General features: G+C 62.2%; 19 protein-coding genes and 1 riboswitch. Of the genes, 11 read left to right on the top strand and 8 right to left on the bottom strand.

Annotated features, from left to right (window positions below; all coding sequences use genetic code 11):
- Nucleotides 1–9 precede the first annotated feature (9 nt).
- Complete coding sequence (locus tag ETW23_RS14060) at nucleotides 10–981, bottom strand: ABC transporter substrate-binding protein (protein WP_237456259.1); 972 nt, start codon at nucleotides 979–981, stop codon at nucleotides 10–12.
- Nucleotides 982–1,164: 183 nt separating this feature from the next.
- Between ETW23_RS14060 and ETW23_RS14055 the strand changes: the two genes are divergently transcribed.
- From ETW23_RS14055 to ETW23_RS14040, 4 genes are all read left to right on the top strand, one after another.
- On the top strand, nucleotides 1,165–1,944 hold the full coding sequence (locus tag ETW23_RS14055) for a DeoR/GlpR family DNA-binding transcription regulator (protein ID WP_129370127.1): 780 nt from the start codon (nucleotides 1,165–1,167) through the stop codon (nucleotides 1,942–1,944).
- A 203-nt stretch (nucleotides 1,945–2,147) separates the two neighbouring features.
- A riboswitch (cobalamin riboswitch) is annotated at nucleotides 2,148–2,341 on the top strand.
- 141 nt (nucleotides 2,342–2,482) lie between these two features.
- Complete coding sequence (locus ETW23_RS14050) at nucleotides 2,483–3,493, top strand: ABC transporter substrate-binding protein (protein WP_134830348.1); 1,011 nt, start codon at nucleotides 2,483–2,485, stop codon at nucleotides 3,491–3,493.
- Nucleotides 3,490–4,539 (top strand): iron ABC transporter permease, encoded by a 1,050-nt coding sequence (locus ETW23_RS14045; protein ID WP_134830347.1) that lies wholly within the window; start codon nucleotides 3,490–3,492, stop codon nucleotides 4,537–4,539. The genes ETW23_RS14050 and ETW23_RS14045 overlap by 4 nt, the downstream gene beginning before the upstream one ends.
- Nucleotides 4,536–5,297: an ABC transporter ATP-binding protein gene (locus ETW23_RS14040; RefSeq protein ID WP_134830346.1), complete on the top strand. Its 762-nt coding sequence runs from the start codon at nucleotides 4,536–4,538 to the stop codon at nucleotides 5,295–5,297. The genes ETW23_RS14045 and ETW23_RS14040 overlap by 4 nt, the downstream gene beginning before the upstream one ends.
- Before the next feature lie 188 nt (nucleotides 5,298–5,485).
- On the opposite strand, the gene ETW23_RS14035 is transcribed toward ETW23_RS14040, so the two are convergent.
- The 5 genes from ETW23_RS14035 to ETW23_RS14015 all read right to left on the bottom strand — a co-directional run bounded on the left by ETW23_RS14035 (nucleotide 5,486) and on the right by ETW23_RS14015 (nucleotide 11,445).
- Nucleotides 5,486–6,982 (bottom strand): AMP-binding protein, encoded by a 1,497-nt coding sequence (locus ETW23_RS14035; RefSeq protein ID WP_134830345.1) that lies wholly within the window; start codon nucleotides 6,980–6,982, stop codon nucleotides 5,486–5,488.
- Nucleotides 6,979–8,400, bottom strand: coding sequence for an aldehyde dehydrogenase family protein (locus tag ETW23_RS14030; protein WP_134830344.1), 1,422 nt, complete (start codon nucleotides 8,398–8,400; stop codon nucleotides 6,979–6,981). Before ETW23_RS14030 ends, ETW23_RS14035 begins: the two co-directional genes overlap by 4 nt.
- Before the next feature lie 68 nt (nucleotides 8,401–8,468).
- Nucleotides 8,469–9,428: a tripartite tricarboxylate transporter substrate binding protein gene (locus ETW23_RS14025; RefSeq protein WP_129370133.1), complete on the bottom strand. Its 960-nt coding sequence runs from the start codon at nucleotides 9,426–9,428 to the stop codon at nucleotides 8,469–8,471.
- 53 nt (nucleotides 9,429–9,481) lie between these two features.
- Nucleotides 9,482–9,937, bottom strand: a complete 456-nt coding sequence (locus ETW23_RS14020) for a tripartite tricarboxylate transporter TctB family protein (RefSeq protein WP_129370134.1) — start codon at nucleotides 9,935–9,937, stop codon at nucleotides 9,482–9,484.
- Entirely contained in the window at nucleotides 9,934–11,445 is a 1,512-nt protein-coding gene (locus ETW23_RS14015; protein ID WP_129370135.1) for a tripartite tricarboxylate transporter permease, read from the bottom strand. Before ETW23_RS14015 ends, ETW23_RS14020 begins: the two co-directional genes overlap by 4 nt.
- A gap of 113 nt (nucleotides 11,446–11,558) precedes the next feature.
- Between ETW23_RS14015 and ETW23_RS14010 the strand changes: the two genes are divergently transcribed.
- On the top strand, nucleotides 11,559–12,581 hold the full coding sequence (locus ETW23_RS14010; protein WP_129370136.1) for a LacI family DNA-binding transcriptional regulator: 1,023 nt from the start codon (nucleotides 11,559–11,561) through the stop codon (nucleotides 12,579–12,581).
- Between the two features lie 9 nt (nucleotides 12,582–12,590).
- Here the strand turns inward: ETW23_RS14010 and ETW23_RS14005 are convergent, their stop codons facing one another.
- Nucleotides 12,591–13,478: a LysR family transcriptional regulator gene (locus tag ETW23_RS14005; protein ID WP_129370137.1), complete on the bottom strand. Its 888-nt coding sequence runs from the start codon at nucleotides 13,476–13,478 to the stop codon at nucleotides 12,591–12,593.
- 105 nt (nucleotides 13,479–13,583) lie between these two features.
- Between ETW23_RS14005 and ETW23_RS14000 the strand changes: the two genes are divergently transcribed.
- The 6 genes from ETW23_RS14000 (at nucleotide 13,584) to ETW23_RS13975 (ending at nucleotide 21,441) form a co-directional block, all read left to right on the top strand.
- Nucleotides 13,584–15,029, top strand: a complete 1,446-nt coding sequence (locus ETW23_RS14000; RefSeq protein ID WP_134830343.1) for an aldehyde dehydrogenase family protein — start codon at nucleotides 13,584–13,586, stop codon at nucleotides 15,027–15,029.
- Between the two features lie 135 nt (nucleotides 15,030–15,164).
- A complete protein-coding gene (locus ETW23_RS13995; RefSeq protein WP_134830342.1) occupies nucleotides 15,165–16,148 on the top strand; it encodes a membrane dipeptidase in 984 nt (327 codons plus the stop codon).
- 5 nt (nucleotides 16,149–16,153) lie between these two features.
- Nucleotides 16,154–17,866: a hypothetical protein gene (locus ETW23_RS13990; RefSeq protein ID WP_129370140.1), complete on the top strand. Its 1,713-nt coding sequence runs from the start codon at nucleotides 16,154–16,156 to the stop codon at nucleotides 17,864–17,866.
- A complete protein-coding gene (locus ETW23_RS13985) occupies nucleotides 17,863–18,510 on the top strand; it encodes a DUF3726 domain-containing protein (protein WP_129370141.1) in 648 nt (215 codons plus the stop codon). The genes ETW23_RS13990 and ETW23_RS13985 overlap by 4 nt, the downstream gene beginning before the upstream one ends.
- Nucleotides 18,511–18,523: 13 nt before the next feature.
- The gene (locus tag ETW23_RS13980) at nucleotides 18,524–19,534 is read left to right on the top strand and encodes an Ldh family oxidoreductase (protein ID WP_134830341.1); all 1,011 of its coding nucleotides are present in this window, start codon (nucleotides 18,524–18,526) and stop codon (nucleotides 19,532–19,534) included.
- Nucleotides 19,535–19,611: 77 nt separating this feature from the next.
- On the top strand, nucleotides 19,612–21,441 hold the full coding sequence (locus tag ETW23_RS13975; protein ID WP_129370143.1) for a BCCT family transporter: 1,830 nt from the start codon (nucleotides 19,612–19,614) through the stop codon (nucleotides 21,439–21,441).
- 101 nt (nucleotides 21,442–21,542) lie between these two features.
- Here the strand turns inward: ETW23_RS13975 and ETW23_RS26585 are convergent, their stop codons facing one another.
- On the bottom strand, nucleotides 21,543–22,469 hold the full coding sequence (locus tag ETW23_RS26585) for a LysR family transcriptional regulator (protein ID WP_134830340.1): 927 nt from the start codon (nucleotides 22,467–22,469) through the stop codon (nucleotides 21,543–21,545).
- Nucleotides 22,470–22,476 lie beyond the last annotated feature (7 nt).

The following is a 22,476-nucleotide window of genomic DNA, read 5'->3' as shown; positions in this document are numbered from 1 at the left end:
GGAGTGAGATCAGTTGCCGACCCAGCCGGACCAGCGGTCCTTGTTTGCGGCCATCCAATCCGACACCACTGTATCGATATCAACGCCGTCCAGGTCTGCCTTGCCGACCATGGCGCTCATCTCTTCGTTGGTAATCTGGTAGGACTGCACGATCTCATAGGCGCCCGGCCATTTCTCCGGCAGCCCGGCCCAGGCGGCTTTCCAGATCGGGCCGCGCGGCTTGCCGCAGTCATAGGCCAGATCCGGGTTCACCCCCGCCGCAGGATCGGCGTAGCATTCCGCGGAATAGGGCGGGAATTCCACGAATTCACCGTCGTATTTGGCCGGTGCCCAATGCGGCACATATACCCACAGGACAATCGGGTCCTGGCGCTGATAGGCGGATTCCAGTTCGGCAAACAGCGCCGCATCGGTGCCCGCGTGGACCACTTCAAATTCCAGTTCCAGCGCCTCGACGCGTTCTTCGTCAAAACCGCCCCAGGTGACCGGGCCGCCGACATAGCGACCGTAGGGAGAGGTTTCCGCCGTTGCGAATTCCTCGGCGCAGTCCTTCAGCGCCTGCCAGTCGGGCAGGCCGGGACAGCGGTCTTTCATATAGGCGGGGTACCACCATTCCTCGATCGCCATCAGCCCGGTTTCGCCGGCATTGACCACTTTGCCCGAGGCGGTTGCGTCGTCCAGCGCCTCGCGCCCGGTGGTTTCCCAGATTTCCATCGCCAGATGCAGATCGCCGGTCTTCAGCCCGGCAAACTGCGCGATATAGTCCGCTTGGACATATTCGACGTTATACCCTGCCTCCTGCAGGATGCTGCCCATGATCTTGGTGTTGATCAACTGGCCGGACCAGTCGTGCAGGGTCAGTTTGATGGGGTCGGAGGACTCGGCGGCCCAGGCGGATGAAGCGGAAACGGCGGCTGTCAGCGCCACGGCTCCCAAAGCGTTGAAGTTTCTCAGCATAAGGACTTCCCTGATATGTGGCATTTTGTGCGATTCTTGGCGTCGCCTGCTGTGATGGTGCGGCGGTTGTGTCTGTCAGTCAATAAAAAACCACAATAAGCCACATTAACCTCAAAAACTGAGCGATTTGAGGCTGTCAACGCCGTATCAAAGGCGCATGTGTTGTTTTTTGTGGCTTTCTGACGTAGCAACGCAACAGGAGGCCCAATGACCAAAAGCCGCAAGACCACCAACCAGCGTGAAGAGGAAATCCTGCGGGCGCTGCAGCAGGCGGGGGGGTCCTGCCGGGTCAGCTATCTGGCCGGCAGGCTGGGCGTGTCGAATGAAACCATCCGGCGAAACATCCGCACGCTGGAGGATGCCCAAGCGGTCCGCAAGGTGCATGGCGGGGTGCATCTGATTGAGGATGTGAACGAGCTGCCGCTGCAAAACCGGATGGATACCCACGCCTCAGAAAAGCAGCGTCTGGCCATCGAGGTGGCCAAGACCATCAGCGACGGGGATTCGGTCTTTTTGGACGTCGGTTCCACCACCGCTTATGTGGCGCAGGAGCTGCGGCAGCGGTCAAACCTCTTTGTGGTGACCAATTCCGTGCTGGTGGCCCATGCGCTTGCCTCGCGCAATAACAACCGGGTGTTTCTGGCGGGCGGCGAGCTGCGCCCGCATGACGGCGGTGCCTTCGGGGCCGAGGCGCTGGATCTGGTGCGGCGGCTGAACGTGCAGTTTGCCATCTTTTCGGCCGGGGCGATCAATGCCGAACAGGGCTTCATGCTGCATGATCTCGAAGAGGCAAATCTGGCCCGTGTCGCGGCGGCCAATGCGCAGGTCCGGATTGTTGTGGCCGATCATGACAAGTTCAACAAGCGCGCGCCGGTGTCGGTCGGCAAGGATACCAAATTCGAAGTCTTCTATACGGACGCGCAGCCGCCGCAGGCCGTCAAGGACATGCTCAAGGCGATGGATACCGATCTGATCGTGGTCGAGTAACGGGGCTGCGGTATGGTTCAGGACAGTTTGCAGCCACGCTTTTGCGGCTGCGGCCGATGGGTGTCCCATCCCTGGAGCAGCTTGTGCTGGAAATTTCCATCTGGCCGTGGCTTGGGAAACCGTCCTCCATAGGCTGCCTGCTGTGCCCGGTTCGCAGAATTTCTGCTGCAAAGTAACTTTTTCTTGCCGCAGCGAAAGGGATGGGCTACCCGCGCTTTACCGGTCCCGAAAGGGCTAAGAGGGAATCCGCGGTGCCTGCCGGCGCCAAACGGAACTGCCCCCGCAACTGTAGGCGGCGAGAGCTGTGCCATGACGTCACTGGGCCAAAATGGTCCGGGAAGACGGCACAGTCATTGACCCGCCAGTCAGGAGACCTGCCGGTGAAAACCGAAAGACACCGGGCGGGGTTGTCCGGGGAGGTTGCCGGTAAGATGCGCCGCCGTTTTCCGGTGCCGCAAGCGGGGGGCAGACCCTCAGCCTTACCGGTCAATGCCCTTTCACCCGTTCTCCGGTCATTGACACATGGAGATCGAATATCATGTTTTTGCGTTCCGGCCTGATCGGCCTTTCCTTCATCGCTGCCGCACAGGCTGCGGCGGCCAGCGAAACCTTTCCGCTGACCATTGAAAACTGCGGCCAGTCGGTCACATTCAAGGCGCCGGCAGCGTCTTCGGTGACGGTTGGCCAGGCGGCGACCGAAGTGCTTTACGCGCTGGGGCTGGGCGATAAGGTGCTGGGCACCTCAGTCTGGTTCAACGACGTGCTGCCCGAATACGCAGACCTGAATGCCAAGATCGACCGTCTGGCCGACAACGATCCGAGCTTTGAAAGCGTCGTGGCCAAACGCCCCGGCCTGGTGGCGGCGCAGTACGAATGGCACGTCGGCCCCGAAGGTGTTGTTGCCAAGCGCGAGCAGTTTCATGATCTGGGCATCCCGACTTATGTGATGCCCGCCGATTGCGTCGGCAAGGACAACACCACCGGCGGCGACGGCACCCGCACGCAGATGTTCACCACCGGCAGCTTGTATCAGGGGATCGAGGAACTGGCGGCGATCTTTGGCGAAGCCGATAAGGGCGCCGAGCTGGTCGCCGAATATAAGGCCCGCGAGGCGGCAGCTGTTGCCAAGGCGCAGAAGGTCGCACTGGAAGATGCCACCGCCGTGTTCTGGTTCTCCTCGCCGGAAATGGAAAGCGATCCGTTTGTGGCAGGCGAGAAGGGCGCGCCGGGCTACATGATGCAGCAACTGGGCCTGCGCAATGTTATTGAGACCGACGAGGAATGGCCGACGGTCGGCTGGGAGACCATCGCCAAGGCCAATCCGACGGTGATTGTGATTGCCCGCATGGACCGCCGCCGCTTTGCCGCGGATGACTTCGAGAAAAAGCTGGATTTCCTGCGCAATGATCCGGTCGCCAGCCAGATGGACGCAGTCAAGAACAACCGCATCGTTGTGATGGACGCCCAGGCGATGGATGCCACCATCCGTGCCATTCCGGCGCTGGAGGATCTGGCTGCTGAACTCAGCGTGATCGGCACCAGCCAGTGAGTGCAGCCGCTGCAATCACATGGCAGGGCGTCAAGGGCGCGTGCCTGGCCTTGCCGGTGCTGGTTGCAGCGGTTCTGGCAGGCGCAATGATCGGGGAAACCGCGCTTGCGCCTGACCTTGTCCTGTCTGTTCTGGCCAATAAGCTGGCCGGGGCAGGGCTGCCGGTTGATCCGATAGATCAAGGCATTGTCTGGAGTTACCGGCTGCCGCGCGCGCTGGTGGCGGGGGCCTGCGGGGCGGCGCTGGCGGTGGCGGGCGTGGTGCTGCAGGCCCTGCTGCGCAATGCGCTGGCAGATCCCTATATCCTTGGTATCTCGGCCGGTGCTTCAACCGGGGCGGTTGCTGTCACCATCGCCGGACTTGGCGGCGGTGCGCTGTCGTTGTCATTCGGCGCTTTTAACGGCGCGCTGCTGGCCTTTGGCTTTGTTGCCGTTCTGGCCCGGGCCGCCGGAGCAGGCGGCAGCCGCGCTGCGGCAGCGCAGATCGTGCTGGCGGGCATTGCAGGCTCGCAGCTGTTCAACGCGCTGACTGCTTTTATCATCGCCAAATCCGCCAACGCCGATCAGGCCCGCGGTATCATGTTCTGGCTGATGGGCAATATGGGCGGGGTGCGCTGGCCGGATGTGTGGCTGGCAGTGCCGCTGGCGCTGGCGGGCTGGGTCGTCTGCCGGTTCCATGCGCGGGCGCTGGATGCCTTTACCTTTGGCACCGATTCAGCGGCCTCGCTGGGTATTCCGGTGCGGCGGGTGCAAGTTATCCTGATCTTTGCCACCGCGCTGACCACAGCGGTGATGGTATCCATCGTTGGCTCCATCGGCTTTGTCGGCTTGGTCATTCCCCATGCGGCACGGTTCCTGGTCGGTCCAGGGCATCGCAGGCTGATGCCGGCCGCGGCGCTGACCGGCGCGGTGTTCCTGATTGGCGCCGACATTGTGTCGCGCATCATAATCCCTGGCCAGGTGCTGCCCATTGGCGTTGTCACTGCCCTGATCGGGGCGCCGTCCTTTGCGGTGATCCTGGTACGCGGGAACAGGGGGGCGCGATGAAGATCGAAGCCCGCAGCCTGTCTTACGCCATCCGCGGCAAGCTGCTGCTGTCTGATGTCTCATTGATGGTTCAGCCGGGAGAGACCCTGGCGCTGGTCGGTCCGAACGGGTCCGGGAAGTCCACGCTGATGCGGCTGCTGGCGGGGTTGGCACGCCCGTCGCATGGCGAGGTTCTGCTGGCGGAAAAACCCTTGGCGCAGCTGACGCGCAGAGAGGTCGCCCAGCGGACCGCGATTGTTGAGCAGCAGTCTGATACCGCCGAGCGCATTACCGCACGTTCGGTGGTGGAACTGGGGCGGACGCCCTGGCTGTCAGCGTTGAGACCCTGGAGCGGCGAAGACAGCCTGCATGTTGAAAACGCGCTGAAGACGGTGGAAATGGAGGGGTTTTCCAGCCGCGAATGGGCCACATTGTCCGGCGGCGAACGGCAGCGGCTGCACATCGCCCGCGCACTTGCGCAGCGGCCCGGGCTGCTGCTGCTGGACGAGCCGACAAACCACTTGGATATTCATCACCAGCTGTCGATCCTGAATTGCATCCGGAACCTGAAGGTGACCACCGTCGTGGCACTGCACGATCTGAATCAGGCGCTGATGTGCGACCGGGTGGCGGTGCTGTCGGGCGGACGCCTGGTGGCGCTGGGCACACCGCAGAAAGCATTGAACCCGGATACGGTATCGGAAATTTTCGGGATCAAGGCCCGCTGGATCCGTGACGCAGACGGGGCAGAACCGTTCCTGTCCTTTCATCTGGCGTGAGCGGCTGCGATGCCGCACTCCCGCCCGTTGCCGGATCTCCTGACGGAGACGTCGCACCCGTTGGGCCCGGCGCCGCGCTGCCGCGCGGCGGACCGGTCAGCACTGCTGACCGGATGTTTCGCGCGCGAAACATTGAGGCAGAAAAGCTGACCTTCTTATAATCTAGCGGGCGAGGGTTCCTGGGGCGTTCAGCTGTTGGTGATCTCCCCAAGGATTTTGTTGCGCTGGATCTTCCCTGACGGCCCTTTGGGCAGGTCCGGCAGGATGTGGATTTCGTCCGGCGATTTGAACCGGCCCAATACGGACTGGCAGATTTCGATCAGCTCCAGCGGTGTCAGGGAGGAGCCGTCGCGGATTTTAACGGCGGCCTCGACCGTTTCACCGTAGCTTTTGCAGGGGCGGGCAAAAGCGGCGGCCTCGATCACGTCGGGGTGTGAATAAAGCGCCTCGTCAATCTCGCGCGGGGCAATGTTTTCGCCGCCTTTGATGATCAGCTCTTTCAGGCGGCCGGTGACAAAGACATAACCGTCTCCGTCGATGCGGCCCAGATCACCGGTCCGCAGCCAGCCGTCCGGGGTGAAGGTGCCCGCCGTGGCCTCCGGGTTATTCAGGTATTCCAGCATCACGTTGGGGCCGCGTACGGCCAGTTCACCCTCGGTGCCATCGGTTACCGGCTGCTGGTTTGCATCCAGGATGGCGATGCCGTTGCCATAGCCGACACCGGGGGAGCCGATCTTGCGGGTGCCCGGAGGCAGCGGATTGGACAGGATCTGCGCGGCGGTTTCCGTCAGGCCCATGGTTTCGATGATGGGAATGCCGAACCGGTCTTCAAACGCACGCTGCACGTCCGGAGCCAGCGCCGAGGACGCGGAGCGGCCAAAGCGCAGGCGTGCCCTGGTGCTGTCAACGGGATCAAGCTCTGAGTGCAGCAGATGCGATATGATGGTCGGCACCACCGAAAACCACGTGGCCTTGGACCAGCCCGCATGCGCCCAGAAGCGGCTGGCGGAGAAACGCTCGCACATGGCCAGCGAGCCGCCGGAAATCAGCGTGCCCATCACCGTCACGCACAACCCGTTGATGTGGTAGACCGGCAGCACGCACAGACCGCGGTCCTGCGGTGTCAGCTCATGCGCGATGGCTGTGGTCCAGCCGCCGGCCAGCAGGCTGGCGTGGCTGTGCACCACCCCCTTGGGCTGCCCGGTGGTGCCGGAGGTATACATCAGCAAAGCGTGATCACCGGCAGAGAGCGGGTGCAGCTCTGCCGGTGAACCGCCAGCTACTGCCTGCCTGTCCAATGGGGAGAGGATGGACAGGTCGGCAGCCTGCGCGAACAGCCCGGTCTGGCTGTCATGCACAAAGGCAAAGCGGGCGCCGCTGTGCTGCAGCGCGTAGGCGACGGCACTGTTGCCCGCGACCAGATTGATCATGGTGGCGCGGAAGCCGCCGTAGAGCACACCGAACAGGCATTCGAGCGCCTCGCGCCCGTTTGGATGCAGGATTGCAATGCTCTCGCCCTTGGCGATGCCCATCGCGGTCAGCGAACGGGCGATGGCCTCAGCCGTGCCGTGCAGTTCTTGCCAGCTGAGATCCGGCGCGCCATCGGGGAAGACAAAACCGGTGCCGCCGTCCTCGGCGCGTTTGTTCAGCCAGTCGCGAATGGTTCCTTTGGGCGGTTCCATCATTGTCCCGCCTCCGCCCAATAGCTGGCAAAGATGTCGTCCAATGCCGGTTCGCGAGGTGCGGTTTCGCGCACGATCTTGGTGGTTTGCACGAAATGCCGCCAATGGAGGTTGGTGTCGATCGAATTGCCGCCCCAGCTGCCGCATCCCATCGACAGCGAAAACGGCATCCCATTGTTGAAGGCGCCGCCGGTGGCAAACGTATGGGCCTGGTTGACGATCACCCGGCAGGCCGGCATTTCGCGGCCCAGCTCAACGGCACGGGCGTCCTTGGCAGTGTGGATTCCGATGGAATGGCCGCCGCCCTGATGGTCCAGAATGCGGGCGGTGATGGCTTTGGCATCGGCAAAGTCCGCGGCGCGGTAGACCGCCAGGATGCGGCTCAGCTTTTCGCCGGACAGCGGGTGATCCGGGCCGATGCCCTTGGTTTCCACCGCCAGGAATTTGGTGCCTGCGGGGACTTTTCCGCCCATGTCCAGCGCAGCCAGCATTTTGTCCGCGTCCTGTGCAATGACGTCGCGGTTCAGGTGGCCGTCGGGCCAAAGTTTGGCGATGATGCCGTCTGCGTCAGCCTCGGAGATCAGCGCGCCGCCTTCCTGGGCCAATGCGGCGATAAATTGGGTGTAAATGGCGTCCACTACCACAACCGAGTTCTCTGAGGAGCAGGAGGTGGCGTTGTCGAACGTCTTGGAGGCAGTGATCTTGGCTGCGGCGCCGGACAGGTCGGCGGTCTCGTCCACGATCACGGGTACATTGCCTGCCCCCACGGCCACAGCAGGGGTGCCGCAGGATTGGGCGCGGTGGACGTTGTTCTGGCTGCCGGTGCAGATCACCCGGTCGGCGGTCTCCATCAGGGTCTGGGTCTTGGCCTTGGAGCCGGGCGCGGGGATCATCTGAACCAGATCCGGGTCCAGCCCGAGCTTGGCGAATTCAGCGTGGATGTAGGACAGCAGCAATTCGCAGGAGGCCACACCCTTGGGCGACGGAGCCACAACAATGGCGTTGCCGCCTTTCAGCGCGTTGATGATGTTGTTGGCAGGCGTCGCCGCCGGGTTGGTTGAGGGGACAACGGCGCCGATCACGCCGATGGGGCGCATGATCTCGGTAATGCCGGTCGCGGGATCGTCGCTGATGATGCCCTGGGTCTGAACGCCTGCAATGTCGCGCAACAGTCCCAGCGTCTTGCGGTGGTTCTTGATGATCTTGTCCGGCACGTTGCCCAGGCCGGTGGATTCAACGGCAAGCTTGGCCAGGGACCGGTTGCGGGCGGGTTCCATGATGGCCCAGCCTGCCGCCAAGGCTGCCTTGTCATACAGCGCCTGGCTGCCGCGGGCCTCGAATGCCTGCTGGGCGGTGCGTGCGCGCGCCACGATCTGTTCCACCTCGGCGATGCCAGAGGCGAGTGCGTCCTGAGCGGTCATGTCTTTCCTCGATTGATTGTCCGGGGCAGGGGCGCTGCCCCGGAGGGTTTCGGCCAGTGGGCGCGGGGTCAGAGCCCGGCCAGAAGTTCCTTGAGCGTCTGTTCGCGGGCGGCCCACATTGCTTTGACTTCGTCACGGCTCATGATGTGCATGGGCGAGCCGCCGGCCTGCATCTTCTTGGCCACGCGGGGGTTTGCGAACATCTCGGGCACGGTGGCGGCGAGTTGGTCGATCACCTCTTGCGGGGTGCCTTTGGGCACCATCACGCCGCGGAAATTGACAGAGGAATTATCGACGTCCAGTCCTTGCTCCTGCATGGTGGGCACGTCGGGCAGGAACTCCGAACGCTGCAGGTCCGCCACGCCCAGAATTCTGACGTTGCCGGCCTCCTGCGCGCGGAAGGCGTCGGACAGGTTATTGATGCCGCCCATAACCTCGCCGGCGATCACCGCCTTCATCGCAGCGGCGCCGCCGCCCTTGGTCGGGATATAGGCCATCTTGACGCCAGCGGCCTTTTCGATCTGCAGCGCGGCAATATGGTGGCCAACAAACAGCCCGGCGCCGGAGAAGGTCAGCTTGCCCGGGTTCTCCGTGGCATGGGCAACCACATCCGCCATTGAGGTGAAAGGACTGTCCGCGGCGACAACAAACACCGCCGGGTCGGCGCCCCAGTTGGCGATGGGTTCAAAGCTGTCAGAGGAATACTGCACGCCGCCTTTGATCGACTGGGCGATGAAGTGAGGCACGTTGTAGGCCGCCAGTGTGTAGCCATCCGGATCGGCCTGGGTGGCGAACCAGTTCCAGCCGACACGGCCGCCGGCGCCGGGCTTGTTGATGATGGCGATGGGCATTCCCAGTGCATCCTCGTTGCCCGCGGTCATGGTCACGATCCGGGCCTGGAAATCAGTGGCACCGCCCGCGCCGTAAGAGACCATCATCATAATTGGGCGTTCCGGGTAATCCTCGGCCAGGGCAGCGCCGCCCAGGCCCATCAGCGCCATGGCTGCGCCTGCAATCAGTTTCTTCATTTTCTTCTCCTCCCTAATGATTTCGCTATTGTTTCCGGGCCGCGTTAAAACGGTCAGAACAGAATTTCACGTGGTGTGTAGACGCTCAGCAGCAGCGCAAAGAGCCCGTACATCACTGCAACAAAGCAGGCGGTGACCACTGCGCGCTTGATCCAGGTTTTACCTTCGGAATGCGGCGCGGGGTCATAAAGCGACAGCAGAATGAAAAAACCGATGGTGGTGGCGGTATAGAACCCCAGCGTCTTGGCAGCCCAGAAGACATAGATCAGCATCACCACCAGCCCCGGAACCATGTTCAGGAACATCGTGCGGGACACGCCCGAGCCGACCTTGCTGAGGCCGAGGACGGCTTTGCCAAAGGTCCAGCCGGCCAGCACCACAAACACCGAGGCGATCAGGCGCGGGAACAGGAAGGCTTCGGCAGGGGCTTGCGTGTAGCTGATCCAGGCAACCCAGATGCCCACAGCAAAGACCAGACCGGAGCCGAAAATGTGCTGAGAGCGGTTCATGCCTGTGCCTCCTCTTTGGTGGTGTAGCGGCGGCTGCGCAATTCCATCCAAGCCGAGTAGGCGACGGAGGCAACAACCACGGCGATCAGGAAAAGGTTCAGCCCGCCGGACAGGAAGTAGCTGGCCCGGCCGACTGTGGCATCGGCGATCATACCGCCCTGGATGAAGTTGGATTCCGCGATCGGACCCAGGATCAGACCCAGCACCAGCGGTGCGGCGGAGAAGCCGAAGCGTTCCAGGAAATACATGCCGATGCCAAGGCAGGCCATCACATAGACGTCGCCCATCGAGCTTTGCACGGAATAGGCACCGAACACCGACAGCGCCAGCACGATGGCGGCCATCACCGATTGCGGCACCTGGGCGACGCGGGCAGCAAGCCCCGCCACGTAAAGGCCGAAGAGGCACATCAGAACCTGGCCCACCAGCATCGAGTTGATGAAGGTCCAGGCCACATCGGGGTGATTGTCGAACAGATCGGACCCCGGAAAGATCCCGTGGATCAGCAGCCCGCCCAGCAGCACCGCGGCGGTGGGGCTGCCTGGGATCGACAGGGTCAGCAGCGGCACCAGCGACGGGCCGACCATGGCGTTATTGGCAGCTTCCGCGGCGATCACGCCCTCGCTGTGACCCTTGCCGAATTTCTCCTTCTCAGAGGAGAACTTCTTGGTCTGGTCATAGGCCACCAGTCCGGCGATCTGGCCGCCCACACCGGGGATCAGGCCAATGATCGAACCGGTGATGGTGCCGATGCCCAAGGCCAGGGGACGGCGGATCAGCTCCTTGGTGGCGTCCAGAACCGAGTGTTTTTGCACCTCGATCACCTCGGCACCTGATGTGCGGCGGCCCTTGGCGAACATGGTCAGCACCTGCGGGATGGCAAACAGGCCGATAAGGGCCGCGATGATATTGATGCCGCCGCCAAGCGACGGGTGGAAGATAAAGCGCTGGGCACCCATGATATCGTCAAAGCCGATGGTTGCCAGCCACAGCCCGATGCAGCCCGACAGAAGGCCTTTGACAACCGAGGCGGAATCGAGCGAGCCGATCACCGTGACGCCCAGGATCGCCAGCCAGAACAGATGCGAGGGGCCGAATGCCAGCGCCCATTCGGCCAGCAGCGGTGTCAGGAAGATCAGCAGCAGCACGCCGAAGATGCCGCCCACGGCAGAGGCGAGGAAGGACAGTTGCAGCGCCTTGGCGCCCTGGCCCTGCTTGGCCATCTGATGGCCGTCCAGGGTGGTGGCGATATTGGCCGGCGCGCCGGGGATCTTCAGCAGGATGGCGCTGACGGCGCCGCCTGCAACAGTGGAGGTATAGGCCGCCCCCAGAAGGATCAGACCCTGCACGGCCTCCAGATGGAAGGTGAAGGGGATCAGCAGTGCCACTGCCATTGTGGGGGAAAGCCCCGGGGTTGCCCCCAGGATCAGCCCGCCAATCGTGCCGCCCAGAAGCAACAGAAAGGACAGCGGCGAGAAGACGTCTCCGAAGTAAAATATGAAGTCCATTCAGGGCCTCCCAACCCGGCTGATCCCGTTTTCACGTTTCTTGACAATTCAGGTTAGGCCATGAAAATAGTATTGCAAACGTTTTCATAAACTGTCTCGCGGGAGGGGAAGTTTTGGCTTTAAAACAAAAGGGTAACGTCGATATCGTCGCGGTGGCCAAGGCTGCCAAAGTGTCTCCCTCCACGGTGTCGCGTACCTTTAATCACCCGGATCTGGTCAGCCCGGCGACTCGCAAAAAGATCAGCCGCGCAGTGCAGAAGCTTGGTTACATCCGCAACCGCGCGGCGCAGACGATGCACGGTAAGCGTTCAGCTACTATCGGTCTGGTTGTGCCAACAATCAACCATGCGATTTTTGCCGAGGTGATCCAGGCGTTTTCGGATGCCATCGGCAAAGAGGGGTTCAGCCTGCTGCTGGCCTCGCATGGGTATGATCTGGAGCGCGAGTACGCGATGGTGCGCAAGTTTCTGGAACACCGGGTCGACGGGGTGGCGCTGATCGGGCTGGAGCATTCGCAGGCCACCGCCCGGCTGATCGCGCAGCAGGAAACCCCGGCGATGGCGATTTGGAACTATGCCGAGGATGCGGAACTGCCTTGTGTCGGGGCCGACAACCGGCAGGCAGGCCGGATGGCAGCGGCGCATCTGCTGGAGCTTGGGCACCGCGATATCGGCCTGATCTTTCCTGACACCCGCGGCAATGACCGGGCGCGGCACCGGCTGTCGGCGGTGCTGGAAACCCTTGAAGCTGCAGGCATCACCGTGCCGCAGGACAGAAAATCCGAGGCGCCTTACAGTGTTGCGCAGGCCAAGCAGGCGGCCTTGGAGCTGCTTGCCGGCCCGTCCCGTCCGACGGCGCTGTTGTGCGGCAATGACGTGATAGCCCAGGGCGCGCTGTACGGGGCGCAAAAATGCGGGCTGAAGGTGCCAGAGGAGCTGTCGGTGATGGGGATCGGCGACTTCAAAGGCTCGGCTGATATTGAACCCGGCCTGTCAACGGTCCGGATCCCGGCTGAAACCATAGGAACGCTCGCAGGTGCGCAGTTCACCCGTTTTATCACATCCGATGCGCCGGAACCTTTCAGGCTGTGCTGTGAGCTGGAGCAGATCATCCGGGGGACAACCGGGCCGGCCTAAGCAATTGCGCTAGCCGGGAAGATCGCAGGACAGGTCGCAGGATTGGATGAATGCACTGCATTCCGCGGTAAGCGAGGCAAAGCGGGAGCGGTCGCGCTGGTACAGATAGACCTCGCGCCTGTCCGGCAGATCGGCAATCGGGCGGAAAGCCGTGGTTTCCGGCATGAAACGGGCGACGGTTTGCGGCAGAACCGTGACCCATTTCCCTGTGCGTACCATGGTGATCAGTGAATGGGTGTTGTGGATCGTCACATCCGCGCCGCTGCTGGCCTCGACAAAGCGCTCATTGCGGATCAGATCACACAGCGCATTGCGGACAAATCCAGCGCCGGTGACATCCGCAATGGAGGGCGGGCTGTCTTGCTGAAACAGCGGGTGCACGGCAGAGCAGACCAGTCCGAAACGGTCCTCGAACAGCGGCACTGCCTTGACCCCGTTCAGCGGGTGATAGCCAGAGGCGATGCCGATATCCGCCTTGCCCTCGGCCAGCGCATCCAGCACCTGCTGGGTGTCGGTATCGCGCAATTCAACTTTAAGGCCGGGGTAGCGGGCGGTCATATGCTCCAGCACCGGCGGGAACACCAGCGCCGCAACTGAAGGCACCGAGACGATGCGGATCAGCCCGTGAATGGCCTCAGCCGCCATCTCGATGCTTCGCACCGTCTGGTCGAACTGACGCACTTGTTTCTGGGCCAGTTCAAAAACCTGCTCTCCCAAAGAGGACAGCTGGTTCTTGCGTTCGCCTTCGAACAGCTTTTTGCCCAGATGGTCCTCCAACTGTTTGAGGGTCATGGAGACAGCAGACTGGGTCCGGCCCAGACGGTTGGCTGCCTCTGACAGGTTGCCGGTCTGTGACACCGTGCAAAAGGCACGCAGCATTTCGATTTTCAATGCCATGACTTCAGAAATTCTGTAGTTACGTTCAGTTAATTGAGTTTGACTGATGCGGGTGCCGAAGTCCATCCTGCTGTAAATCTTAAAATCAGCATCTGGGGCTTCTCTGTGACCAAATTGAACCTGATTGCCGGCGAATGGCTGGCTGGCGAAAGCGAAATCGAAAACCGCAATCCTTCGGATCTGAGCGATCTGGTCGGCATGTTTGCCCAGGCCAGCGCCGATCAGCTGGAGGCGACGCTGGACCAGGCGCAAATCGCGCAAGCCGAGTGGGAAGCCTATGGCATGGAGCGCAAGCAGGCCGTGCTGATGAACATCGGCAACGAGCTGATGAGCCGCGCCGAAGAACTGGGCACGCTGCTGGCCCGCGAAGAAGGCAAGCCGCTTGCTGAAGGCAAGGGCGAAGTCTACCGCGCCGGTCAGTTTTTCACCTATTACGCCGCTGAATGCCTGCGTCAGCTGGGCGAAAACGCCGATTCTGTACGTCCCGGCGTTGAAATCGACGTACGCCGCGAAGCGGTTGGCACCGTTGCCATCATCAGCCCCTGGAACTTTCCGACCGCAACCGCGTCGTGGAAGATTGCGCCGGCGCTGTGCTACGGCAACGCCGTGGTATGGAAACCTGCCAACATCACCCCGGCATCGGCTGTTGCGCTGACTGAAATCATCCAGCGTCAGGATATCCCCAAGGGTCTGTTCTCGCTGGTCATGGGCTCGGGCCGCTCGATCGGTCAGCGCCTGGTGGAAAGCCCCAAGGTCAACGCCATTTCCTTCACTGGTTCGGTTCCGGTTGGCAAAGGCATCGCCTCGGCCGCGATCCAGAACCTGACCAAAGTGCAGATGGAGATGGGGTCCAAAAACGCGCTGGCGGTTATGGACGATGCGGATATTGATCTGGCTGTGACCCTCGCGCTTGGCGGTGCCTTTGGCAGCACCGGTCAGAAGTGCACCGCGTCGTCGCGTCTGGTTGTGCATGCTTCGGTTCACGATGAATTTGTCGAAAAACTGGTCGCCGGCGCCAGCGCCTACAAAGTCGGGCACGCCCTGGAAGAGGGGACGCAAATTGGCCCCGTTGTCAGCCAGCAGCAGCTGAACGAGAACCTGGCCTATGTCGATCTGGGCAAATCCGAAGGTGCCGAACTCGCCTGCGGCGGTCAGCGTCTGGAGATGCCGCACGAGGGCTATTACATGTCCCCCGGCGTTTTCCTGAACACCAACAACCAGATGCGCATCAACCGCGAGGAAATGTTCGCGCCGCTGACCAGCGTGATCAAGGTCGGCAGCTATGACGAAGCGCTGAGCGTGGTGAACGACACCAACTTCGGCCTGACTTCGGGCATCGTGACCCAGTCGCTGGCCCGCGCCACCCATTTCCGCCGCAACGCCCGCACCGGTGTTGTCACCGTCAACCTGCCGACCGCAGGCACCGACTATCACGTGCCATTCGGCGGCCGCGGCGACAGCTCCTATGGCCCGCGCGAGCAGGGCAAGGCAGCGGCGGAGTTCTATACCACCGTCAAGACCGCCTACATCAGCGCCGGCAATCCGGTCTGATTATTGGACCCCTGGCAGCGCCGTGCAGCCGGCCTGCCAGTTTATGGACGCGCCCGTTCGGCCCATTGCGGGGCGGGCGCATACTGCCCGCTCCAATGGGCCGGGCGATGGTTTTTTGAATTTCGAGGTGCTTGAATGACCGGATACCGTATCGATTGCCTGCAATATGCCAACTGGTCGGAGAAGATCTTCCGCCAGCTGCGCGAGGGCGGCGTGGACGCGATCCAAGTCACCATTGCCTATCACGAGAACTTCCGCGAAACGGTTCTGAACTTTGAGAAGTGGAACCGCTGGTTCGAACAGTATCCGGACCTGATCATGAAGGGGCAGTGGGCCTCTGACATCGACAAGGCGCGCGAAACCGGCCGCACCGCGGTATTCTTCGGTTTCCAGAACCCCTCGCCGATGGAAGACGACATTGGTCTGGTTGAGATCCTGCACACCCTGGGCGCACGGTTCATGCAACTCACCTATAACAACCAGTCGCTGCTGGCGACCGGCTGCTATGAGGCTGAGGATCCAGGCATTACCCGCATGGGCAAACAGGTGATCAAGGAGATGAACCGGGTTGGCCTGGTGGTCGATATGAGCCATTCGGCAGACCGTTCCACCATCGAGGCGGCTGAGCTGTCCACCCGCCCGATCGCCATCACCCATGCCAACCCGCATGAGTGGTCGCCCGCCCTGCGTAACAAAAAGGATGACGTCATCCGCGCGGTGACCGGCCACGGCGGCATGCTGGGTTTTTCGGTCTATCCGCATCACCTGAAAGACAAGGGCGCCTGCACCCTGCAAAGCTTCTGCGAGATGGTTGCACGCACCGCTGACAAATACGGGGTGGAACACCTCGGTATCGGCACCGACCTGTGCCAGGATCAGCCCGACAGCGTGGTTGAGTGGATGCGTGTCGGCCGCTGGAGCAAGGAAATCGATTACGGCGAAGGATCAGCCGCCGCTCCGGGCTTCCCGGAAATGCCAAGCTGGTTCAAGGACAACCGCGACTTTGGAAACATCGAAGAGGGCCTTCGCGCGACGGGCATGAACGATGATGAGGTCAGCGGCATCATGGGCGGGAACTGGCACCGGTTCTTTGCCGAAAACTTTGGCCCCAAAGGATAACCTAAATGGAAACAACCGCGCAGACATCAATATCACTACGGGACCCGGCGCAGGTCATGCGCCTTAGCCGTCTCGGTTCTTTGCACCAGTGCCGCCTCAGCTTTATGCGGATTCTGACACGGCGCATGGCCCGCGAAAACTGGAGCTTTTCGCGCCCCAGGTTTGATATTGATGAAAACGGGGTCGGCGTTGCGGTCTTTTCCGCAACCGGCCCTGCGCGGACCTATTCCCTGATCGCCTTTGCACATGATCTGCCGCCTGAAATGCGGTCGGACCGGGTGATTGCGACGGCCTGGGACGCCACCTTTGCCCTGTTCGACGGTGTCCCGACAGACGACGACATCGAACGCCTTTCGAACAATGTCCCTTATCAGGAAGCCGGCCGGGTCAGCGAACGCGAGATTTCGGTATCGCGCGCCAACCGGTCCGTGCGCCTGTGGGAACATGTGGTTTCCGCCTTGTCCGAAGGCCGCCAGCCGGATGCCGCCCAGCTTGATGCCGTCGGCTATCTGATGCGGACCACGGCTGTTTACGGATCAGGAAAACTGGGTGCGGCGGACCGCGAGATGATCGCAAAGCGCCCGGAATTCCAGGTTCCGTTCCAGGCCGAGATGCTGTCGGTTTTCCTGACCCGCTGGTTCGTGCGCGATCTGGTCCAGCATATGGCAGACCTGCGTGCCAAGGCGGCAGGCCGGACAGCAGCACAGCTGGACCCGGAACTGGCCCGTTCGCTTGGGATCGGCAATTCAACCGGACTGGGCATGGCGCCGTTCCTGCTGAACCATCCGGTTCTGTTCAACAACTGGATCGCCGCCCGCGAGGATGCAATCCGTATTGTCCGCAGTCTGGACAGCGCGTCGGAGGACGAAATCGCCCTGTTCCTGCGGCTTTTGCAGCGCAGCAAAAAGAATGTTGACCTGTGGCAGTCCGAGCATGAGATCCAGGTGCGCAAACTGGCCGGGCTGCGGAACGACCTGGAACAGATCGACGCCTATCTGAGCACTCCGCAGGTGCTGAGCGGTCCCCAGCCATGGGATCAGATGCACCGCTGGGCCGAAGAAACACTGTCTCTGGAAGGCCAGGAATGGCTGGCCTCAATGATGCTGGAACCCTATGGCAGCCTGATTGACGAGTTGAGCGACGGCATGGCGGCAGATAACACGCCGACATTCCGGATTGCTGGAGCGATGACCATTGACGAACTGCGCGGGCTTCTGACGCGGATTTACGAATGGGCGATCGGTACAGACTGGCAGAAACGGGAAAACCGGGCCCGCGCCTGGTATGTTTCGGAAGAAAAGCTGGAACCGCGCCTGGGCGAACGGTTCGAGGAGCCGGTGGAGGAATACGAGCAGCCGCTGGCGCCTGGCCGGGATGCTGCGGCGCTGTTCAATGCGCTGGCGCATTGGCAGGGCGAGATTCGCGTTGCCGAGTTCCTGCTGCGCCATCCTGAATACCGCCATACAGTGCGCCGCGCGCAGATTGCAGGCCGCGCACCTTATGCCGAGATCCGGGACAACACGATTTCGCACGACGTTCTGCCGATTGACATGCTGCGTTGCAAACTCGCCTTCTTCGGTGCTACGCAGTTTGATCCCCGCTCTGACCGCTGGGTGCGGATCTGCATGTACGGCAATGCGCCCTATCCGCAGGAGCTTTCGCAGGAGAACGCCGAATTCTGGGTCTATCCCAGACTGGAAGAGGGGGCACTGGCATGAACCATTCCCTGAATGAAATCGAAGCAATGTGCAAACGCGCCGCCCGTGGCGCCGGTCTCCCCTGGGGATTGGCCGAGGAGGCTGCAAAAGGCACGCGCTGGCTCTCTTCCTTTGGCTTTCCGGGGGCGGAACTGCTGGCTGCGCTGCTGGAGATGAACGACCGTTTGCCGCCCGCAGATCTGGCACCCTTGACACTGGCAGGGGTGTGGAGCGCCCCTTCGGGGCGGATGAGCCCGCTGATTGCCGGCGCCGCCTTAAGCGACTGCGCGGTGCAGCTGATGGATGCGGGCCGGATCGAAATGGAGCGTGTTTGCGTGCCGCTGCTGCTGGTTCCCTTTGCTGCAGGGGCTGCGTTGCGGCTGGAGACTCCGGTCGCTGTTGAATGGGCGGGTGTCTACCTTGCAACAGATGGCCGCCAGCTGTGCGCGCGGGGCGCTCCCGACGCCTACACAGCGATGCTTGCCGACAAGGTCGCTTTCACCACTCCGGCTGAAATGACCGACCGCCGGGAGCCGGTTTTGCGCGGCAGCGCACCGGCCGAGGCCTGGGACCGCCTTGGCGTTCTTGCCCACCGTACTTATGCGCCCGCCACCGAAGCCTCGCGATTGCGCGGCGCAGGTGCCGGGCTGTCCGACAACGACTGATAGAGGCGTCGCTATGACCGAAACCAAAACCCTGACCCTTGCCGAGATCGAGGATCTGTCCTTCCGCGCCCTGGTGGCGGCCGGCACGTCCGAGGCCAACGCCCGGCCGCTGGCTGTGGCCACCGCAGCAACCGAAGCGGATGGCGTCGCCAGCCACGGCCTGGCCTATATCCCGATCTATGCCGAGCATGTGCAATGCGGCAAGGTGGACGGGCAGGCGGTTCCGGTTCTGGCGCGCCCGCGTCCCGGCGTGGTGGCGGTGGATGCCGCCACCGGCTTTGCCCATTCTGCTATTGATATGGGTTTCGAGGCGCTGATCCCGGCTGCCCGCGAGCAGGGTGTCGCGGTTCTGGCGATACGCAACAGCTATAATTGCGGCGTGCTGGGCTATCACAGCGCGCGTCTGGCCCGTGCCGGTCTGGTGGGGCTGGGCTTTACCAATGCGCCTGCCTCCATCGCGCCTTCGGGCGGCAAGAAACCTGTTGTCGGGACCAATCCGTTTTCAATTGCGGTGCCGGGTGAGGACGGCGAGCCGGAACTGCTGATTGACCAAAGCGCCAGTACCATCGCGAAAAGCGAAGTGATGAAACACGCCCGCGAAGGCAAGGAGATCCCGCTGGGCTGGGCGCTGGACGCTGATGGCAATCCGACCACCGATCCGGATGCGGGCCTCAAGGGCTCCATGGCGCCGTCGGGCGGCTACAAGGGGGTTGGTGTCGCGCTGCTGACCGAGATTATGGCCGCTGCGCTGACCGGTGCGACCCTCGGTATCAACGCCTCGCCGTTTTCCGGCACAGCGGGCGGGCCGCCTAAAACCGGCCAAATGTTCATCGCAATCGACCCGGTTGCCACCTCAAATGACAGTTTTCGATCCGGAATGGTCGGAATCGTAGAAGCAGTACGTGCGCAGACTGGCGCACATCTGCCGGGCGACGGGCGCCGCGGCAAGCGGATCAAGGCCCGGACAGATGGCGTCGCGGTCAGCGTAGCAACGCTGAACAGGATCAAAGCCCTGATGGGCTGACGCCAGACTCCGGCGGTTGCGCGAACCGCCGGAAAATCCGCACTTCGGTGCGGCACGTGCGAAACGGGAGGAAACGCATGTCAATTAAACAACCTTTCACCGATCTGGAGATTAAAACCTCCGACGGTGGCTTCTATAAGGGGCACAGCCTTGAGATCGCCTTGCTCAGCAAGGGGATCATGGTCGCTTTGGTTCTCTGGGCCTTGGTCTGGCCGGCCAACGCCACTGGCGTTCTGGGCAGCCTGAACTGGCGCATTCTGGAAGACTTCAACGCCTTCTACATCGTTATCGTCGGCTTCTTCGCCTTTTTCCTGTTTGTGGTCGCCGCATTGCCGCAAACCGGTAAGCGGATCATGGGGACGCCGGGTCAAGGCAAGGAGTTCTCGGACTTCTCTTGGTTCTCGATGATGTTCGGCGCCGGTCTGGGCGTCGGCCTGATGGTTTTTGCTACTGCTGAGCCGCTTGGCCTTTGGGGTTCCAACCCGGAAGTGCTGGCGCAAAACGTGGTTCCGAACACCGAAGAAGCCATTCAGTCCGGCTTCCGCTACACGTTCCTGCATTACGGCTTCCACGCTTGGGCGATCTATGTGGTGACCGGCCTGTCGCTGGCCTACTACGCTTACACCCGTGATATGCCGCTGACCATCCGCACCGCGCTGACACCGCTGTTCGGCAAGCTGATGAACGGCATTGCGGGCCATGTGGTTGACGTGCTGGGCGTGGTCGCCACCATCCTGGGTGTGTCGGTGACCATCGGTTTCGGCGTGTCGCAGTTCGTTGACGGCGTCTATGCCATCACCGGCATGGAATGGATGATGGACATGAGCGGCGACGCGCCTGCACCGGGCACTGTTGGCCTGCTGTCAGGTCTCTTTGCCATCATGGGCCTGTCGATCATCTCGGCTGTGTCCGGCGTGGGCCGCGGCGTGAAGTATCTGTCGAACCTGAACCTGGTTCTGTCGCTCATCCTGCTGCTGACTTTCGTGGTCTTCGGCTCGTTCATGTTCGCAATGACCACCTATGCCTCGGCCTTTGTGGACTACATCCTGCACTTCGTTTCGCTGAGCTTCGGTCCCTACACCCCGCAGGCTGCAGCCGACTTCTCGGCAGCGCTGCCTGCTGAAGCGGCGCCTTATGCAGATGCGCTGCGTGGCGGGGCGACTAACGCCTGGGGCTCCTTCGACGGCTTCAAATCGGGTCTGGAAGGCGAAGCCGCTGCCCTGTCCGACGATGTTCTGTCGGCAGCTTATGCTGCGGGTGAACCGCAGCGTCAGTTCGGCTGGCAGGCAGGCTGGACCACCTTCTACTGGGCCTGGTGGATTGCGTTCTCGCCTTTCGTCGGCCTGTTCCTGGCACGCATTTCCCGCGGCCGTTCGGTGCGTGAATTCATCATCGGCTGCGTGTTTGCACCGGCGATGGTCTGCTTTGCCTGGATGGCAATCCTGGGCGGCACCGCAATCGATCTGGAACTGAACGGCGCGGCAGAAGGCGCCATCATCGGCGCGTCGAACACCGCCAAGCTGTTCGTGACCCTGCAAAGCATGATCGACGGCGGCCTGCTGTCGGGCATCACCATCATGTGTGTTGTGCTGATCATGACCTTCCTGGTCACCTCGGCGGACTCGGGCATCCTGGTGATGAACACCATCATGTCCGGCGGCGATCAGAACATCGGCAACAAGCATAAGATCGTTTGGGGCCTGATCCTGACTGCCGTGATCGGCACCCTGCTGTTCGCGGGCAAGCAGAACGGCGGAGCCGACCCGATGGAGGCGCTGAAAAGCGCGATGATCATCGGCGCGCTGCCCTTCACCATGGTCATGGGTCTGATGTGTGTGGCTTTGGCCAAGGCGCTGTTCCGTGACGGCCAGCGTGAAAAGGCTGGGGAAAGCGCACCTGCTGAATAAGCAACACCTCCGGGCTGCTTATACCAGAGCGGCCCGGTAAACCGATCTGCCGCCCGTTCAGGCGGCAATAGGGCCGGCGGGAGAAATCCCTCCGGCCCTTTTCACGTCGGGCTGACTGGATCCTGGCTGGCGGCCTCCAGTTTGAACCACTTCAGCATCCGCTCCAGCGCGCTGCCACCGGTTTCGCGGTACTGCAGAAAGTAGCTGTGCGGCCTGTCCGACACCGAAGGCCCCAGCCGCAGCACCTCGCCGGCTGCCAGGGCCTGATCGGCAATCCCCGCCCAGCCCAGCCCAATGCCTTCGCCGCGCCGCACCGACTGCAGCAGGAACGGATAGGCGTCGAATACCGCGGCGGTGCCGAATTGCGGCGCCTGCAGCCCTGCATGGGAAAACCAGCCATCCCAGGTCAGAAAGCCGGAGGTTCCGGTGTCAAAATGCAAAAACAAATCCGGCGCGAGTTGCGCAATGTTGTTCTTTGCCTCTGGGTAGGCTTTCAGGAAACCGGGGCTGCAAATCGGGAAGGTTTCTGCCGGGATCAGCGGAAAATAAGGGCGGTCCGGCATCCGTGACGGATCCCAGACAACTGCTGCATCCAGGCGGCTAAGGTCGATGTCCCCCAACTGATCTGTGGTCACGACCCGCACCCGCCTGCTGCCCAGAAAGGCCCTCAGATCCGAGTAACGCGGCATCAGCCATTGATCGGCAAAGCCGAAGGTGCAGGCGAGCGTCACCTCATCTGTCTCCGGTGCAGCCAGAACTTCGCTCCAGGCCTGATCCACATGGCCCAGTCCCAGCGCCACCGCATCGGCCAGCCGGGAGGCATTGGCAGTCGGGGTGATCCGGTTGTTGTTGCGCTCGAACAGCGGCTGCCGCAGGCGCGCCTCCAAAGCGGAGATATGGCGTGAGACCGCAGGCTGGCTGAGGCCCAGTTCCGCCGCGGCGCGGGACAGGCTGGCATGGCGCACCGCCACTTCCAGCACCGATAGGGCATTCAACGATCCGGCAGTGGGGCGTATTGAACGTTCCATAGGAAAT

Origin of the sequence: Leisingera sp. NJS201, assembly GCF_004535885.1 — a bacterium.
Taxonomy (GTDB): domain Bacteria; phylum Pseudomonadota; class Alphaproteobacteria; order Rhodobacterales; family Rhodobacteraceae; genus Leisingera.
Note: the sequence above shows the minus strand (reverse complement) of the source record. Positions and strands in the feature narration are given on the sequence as shown.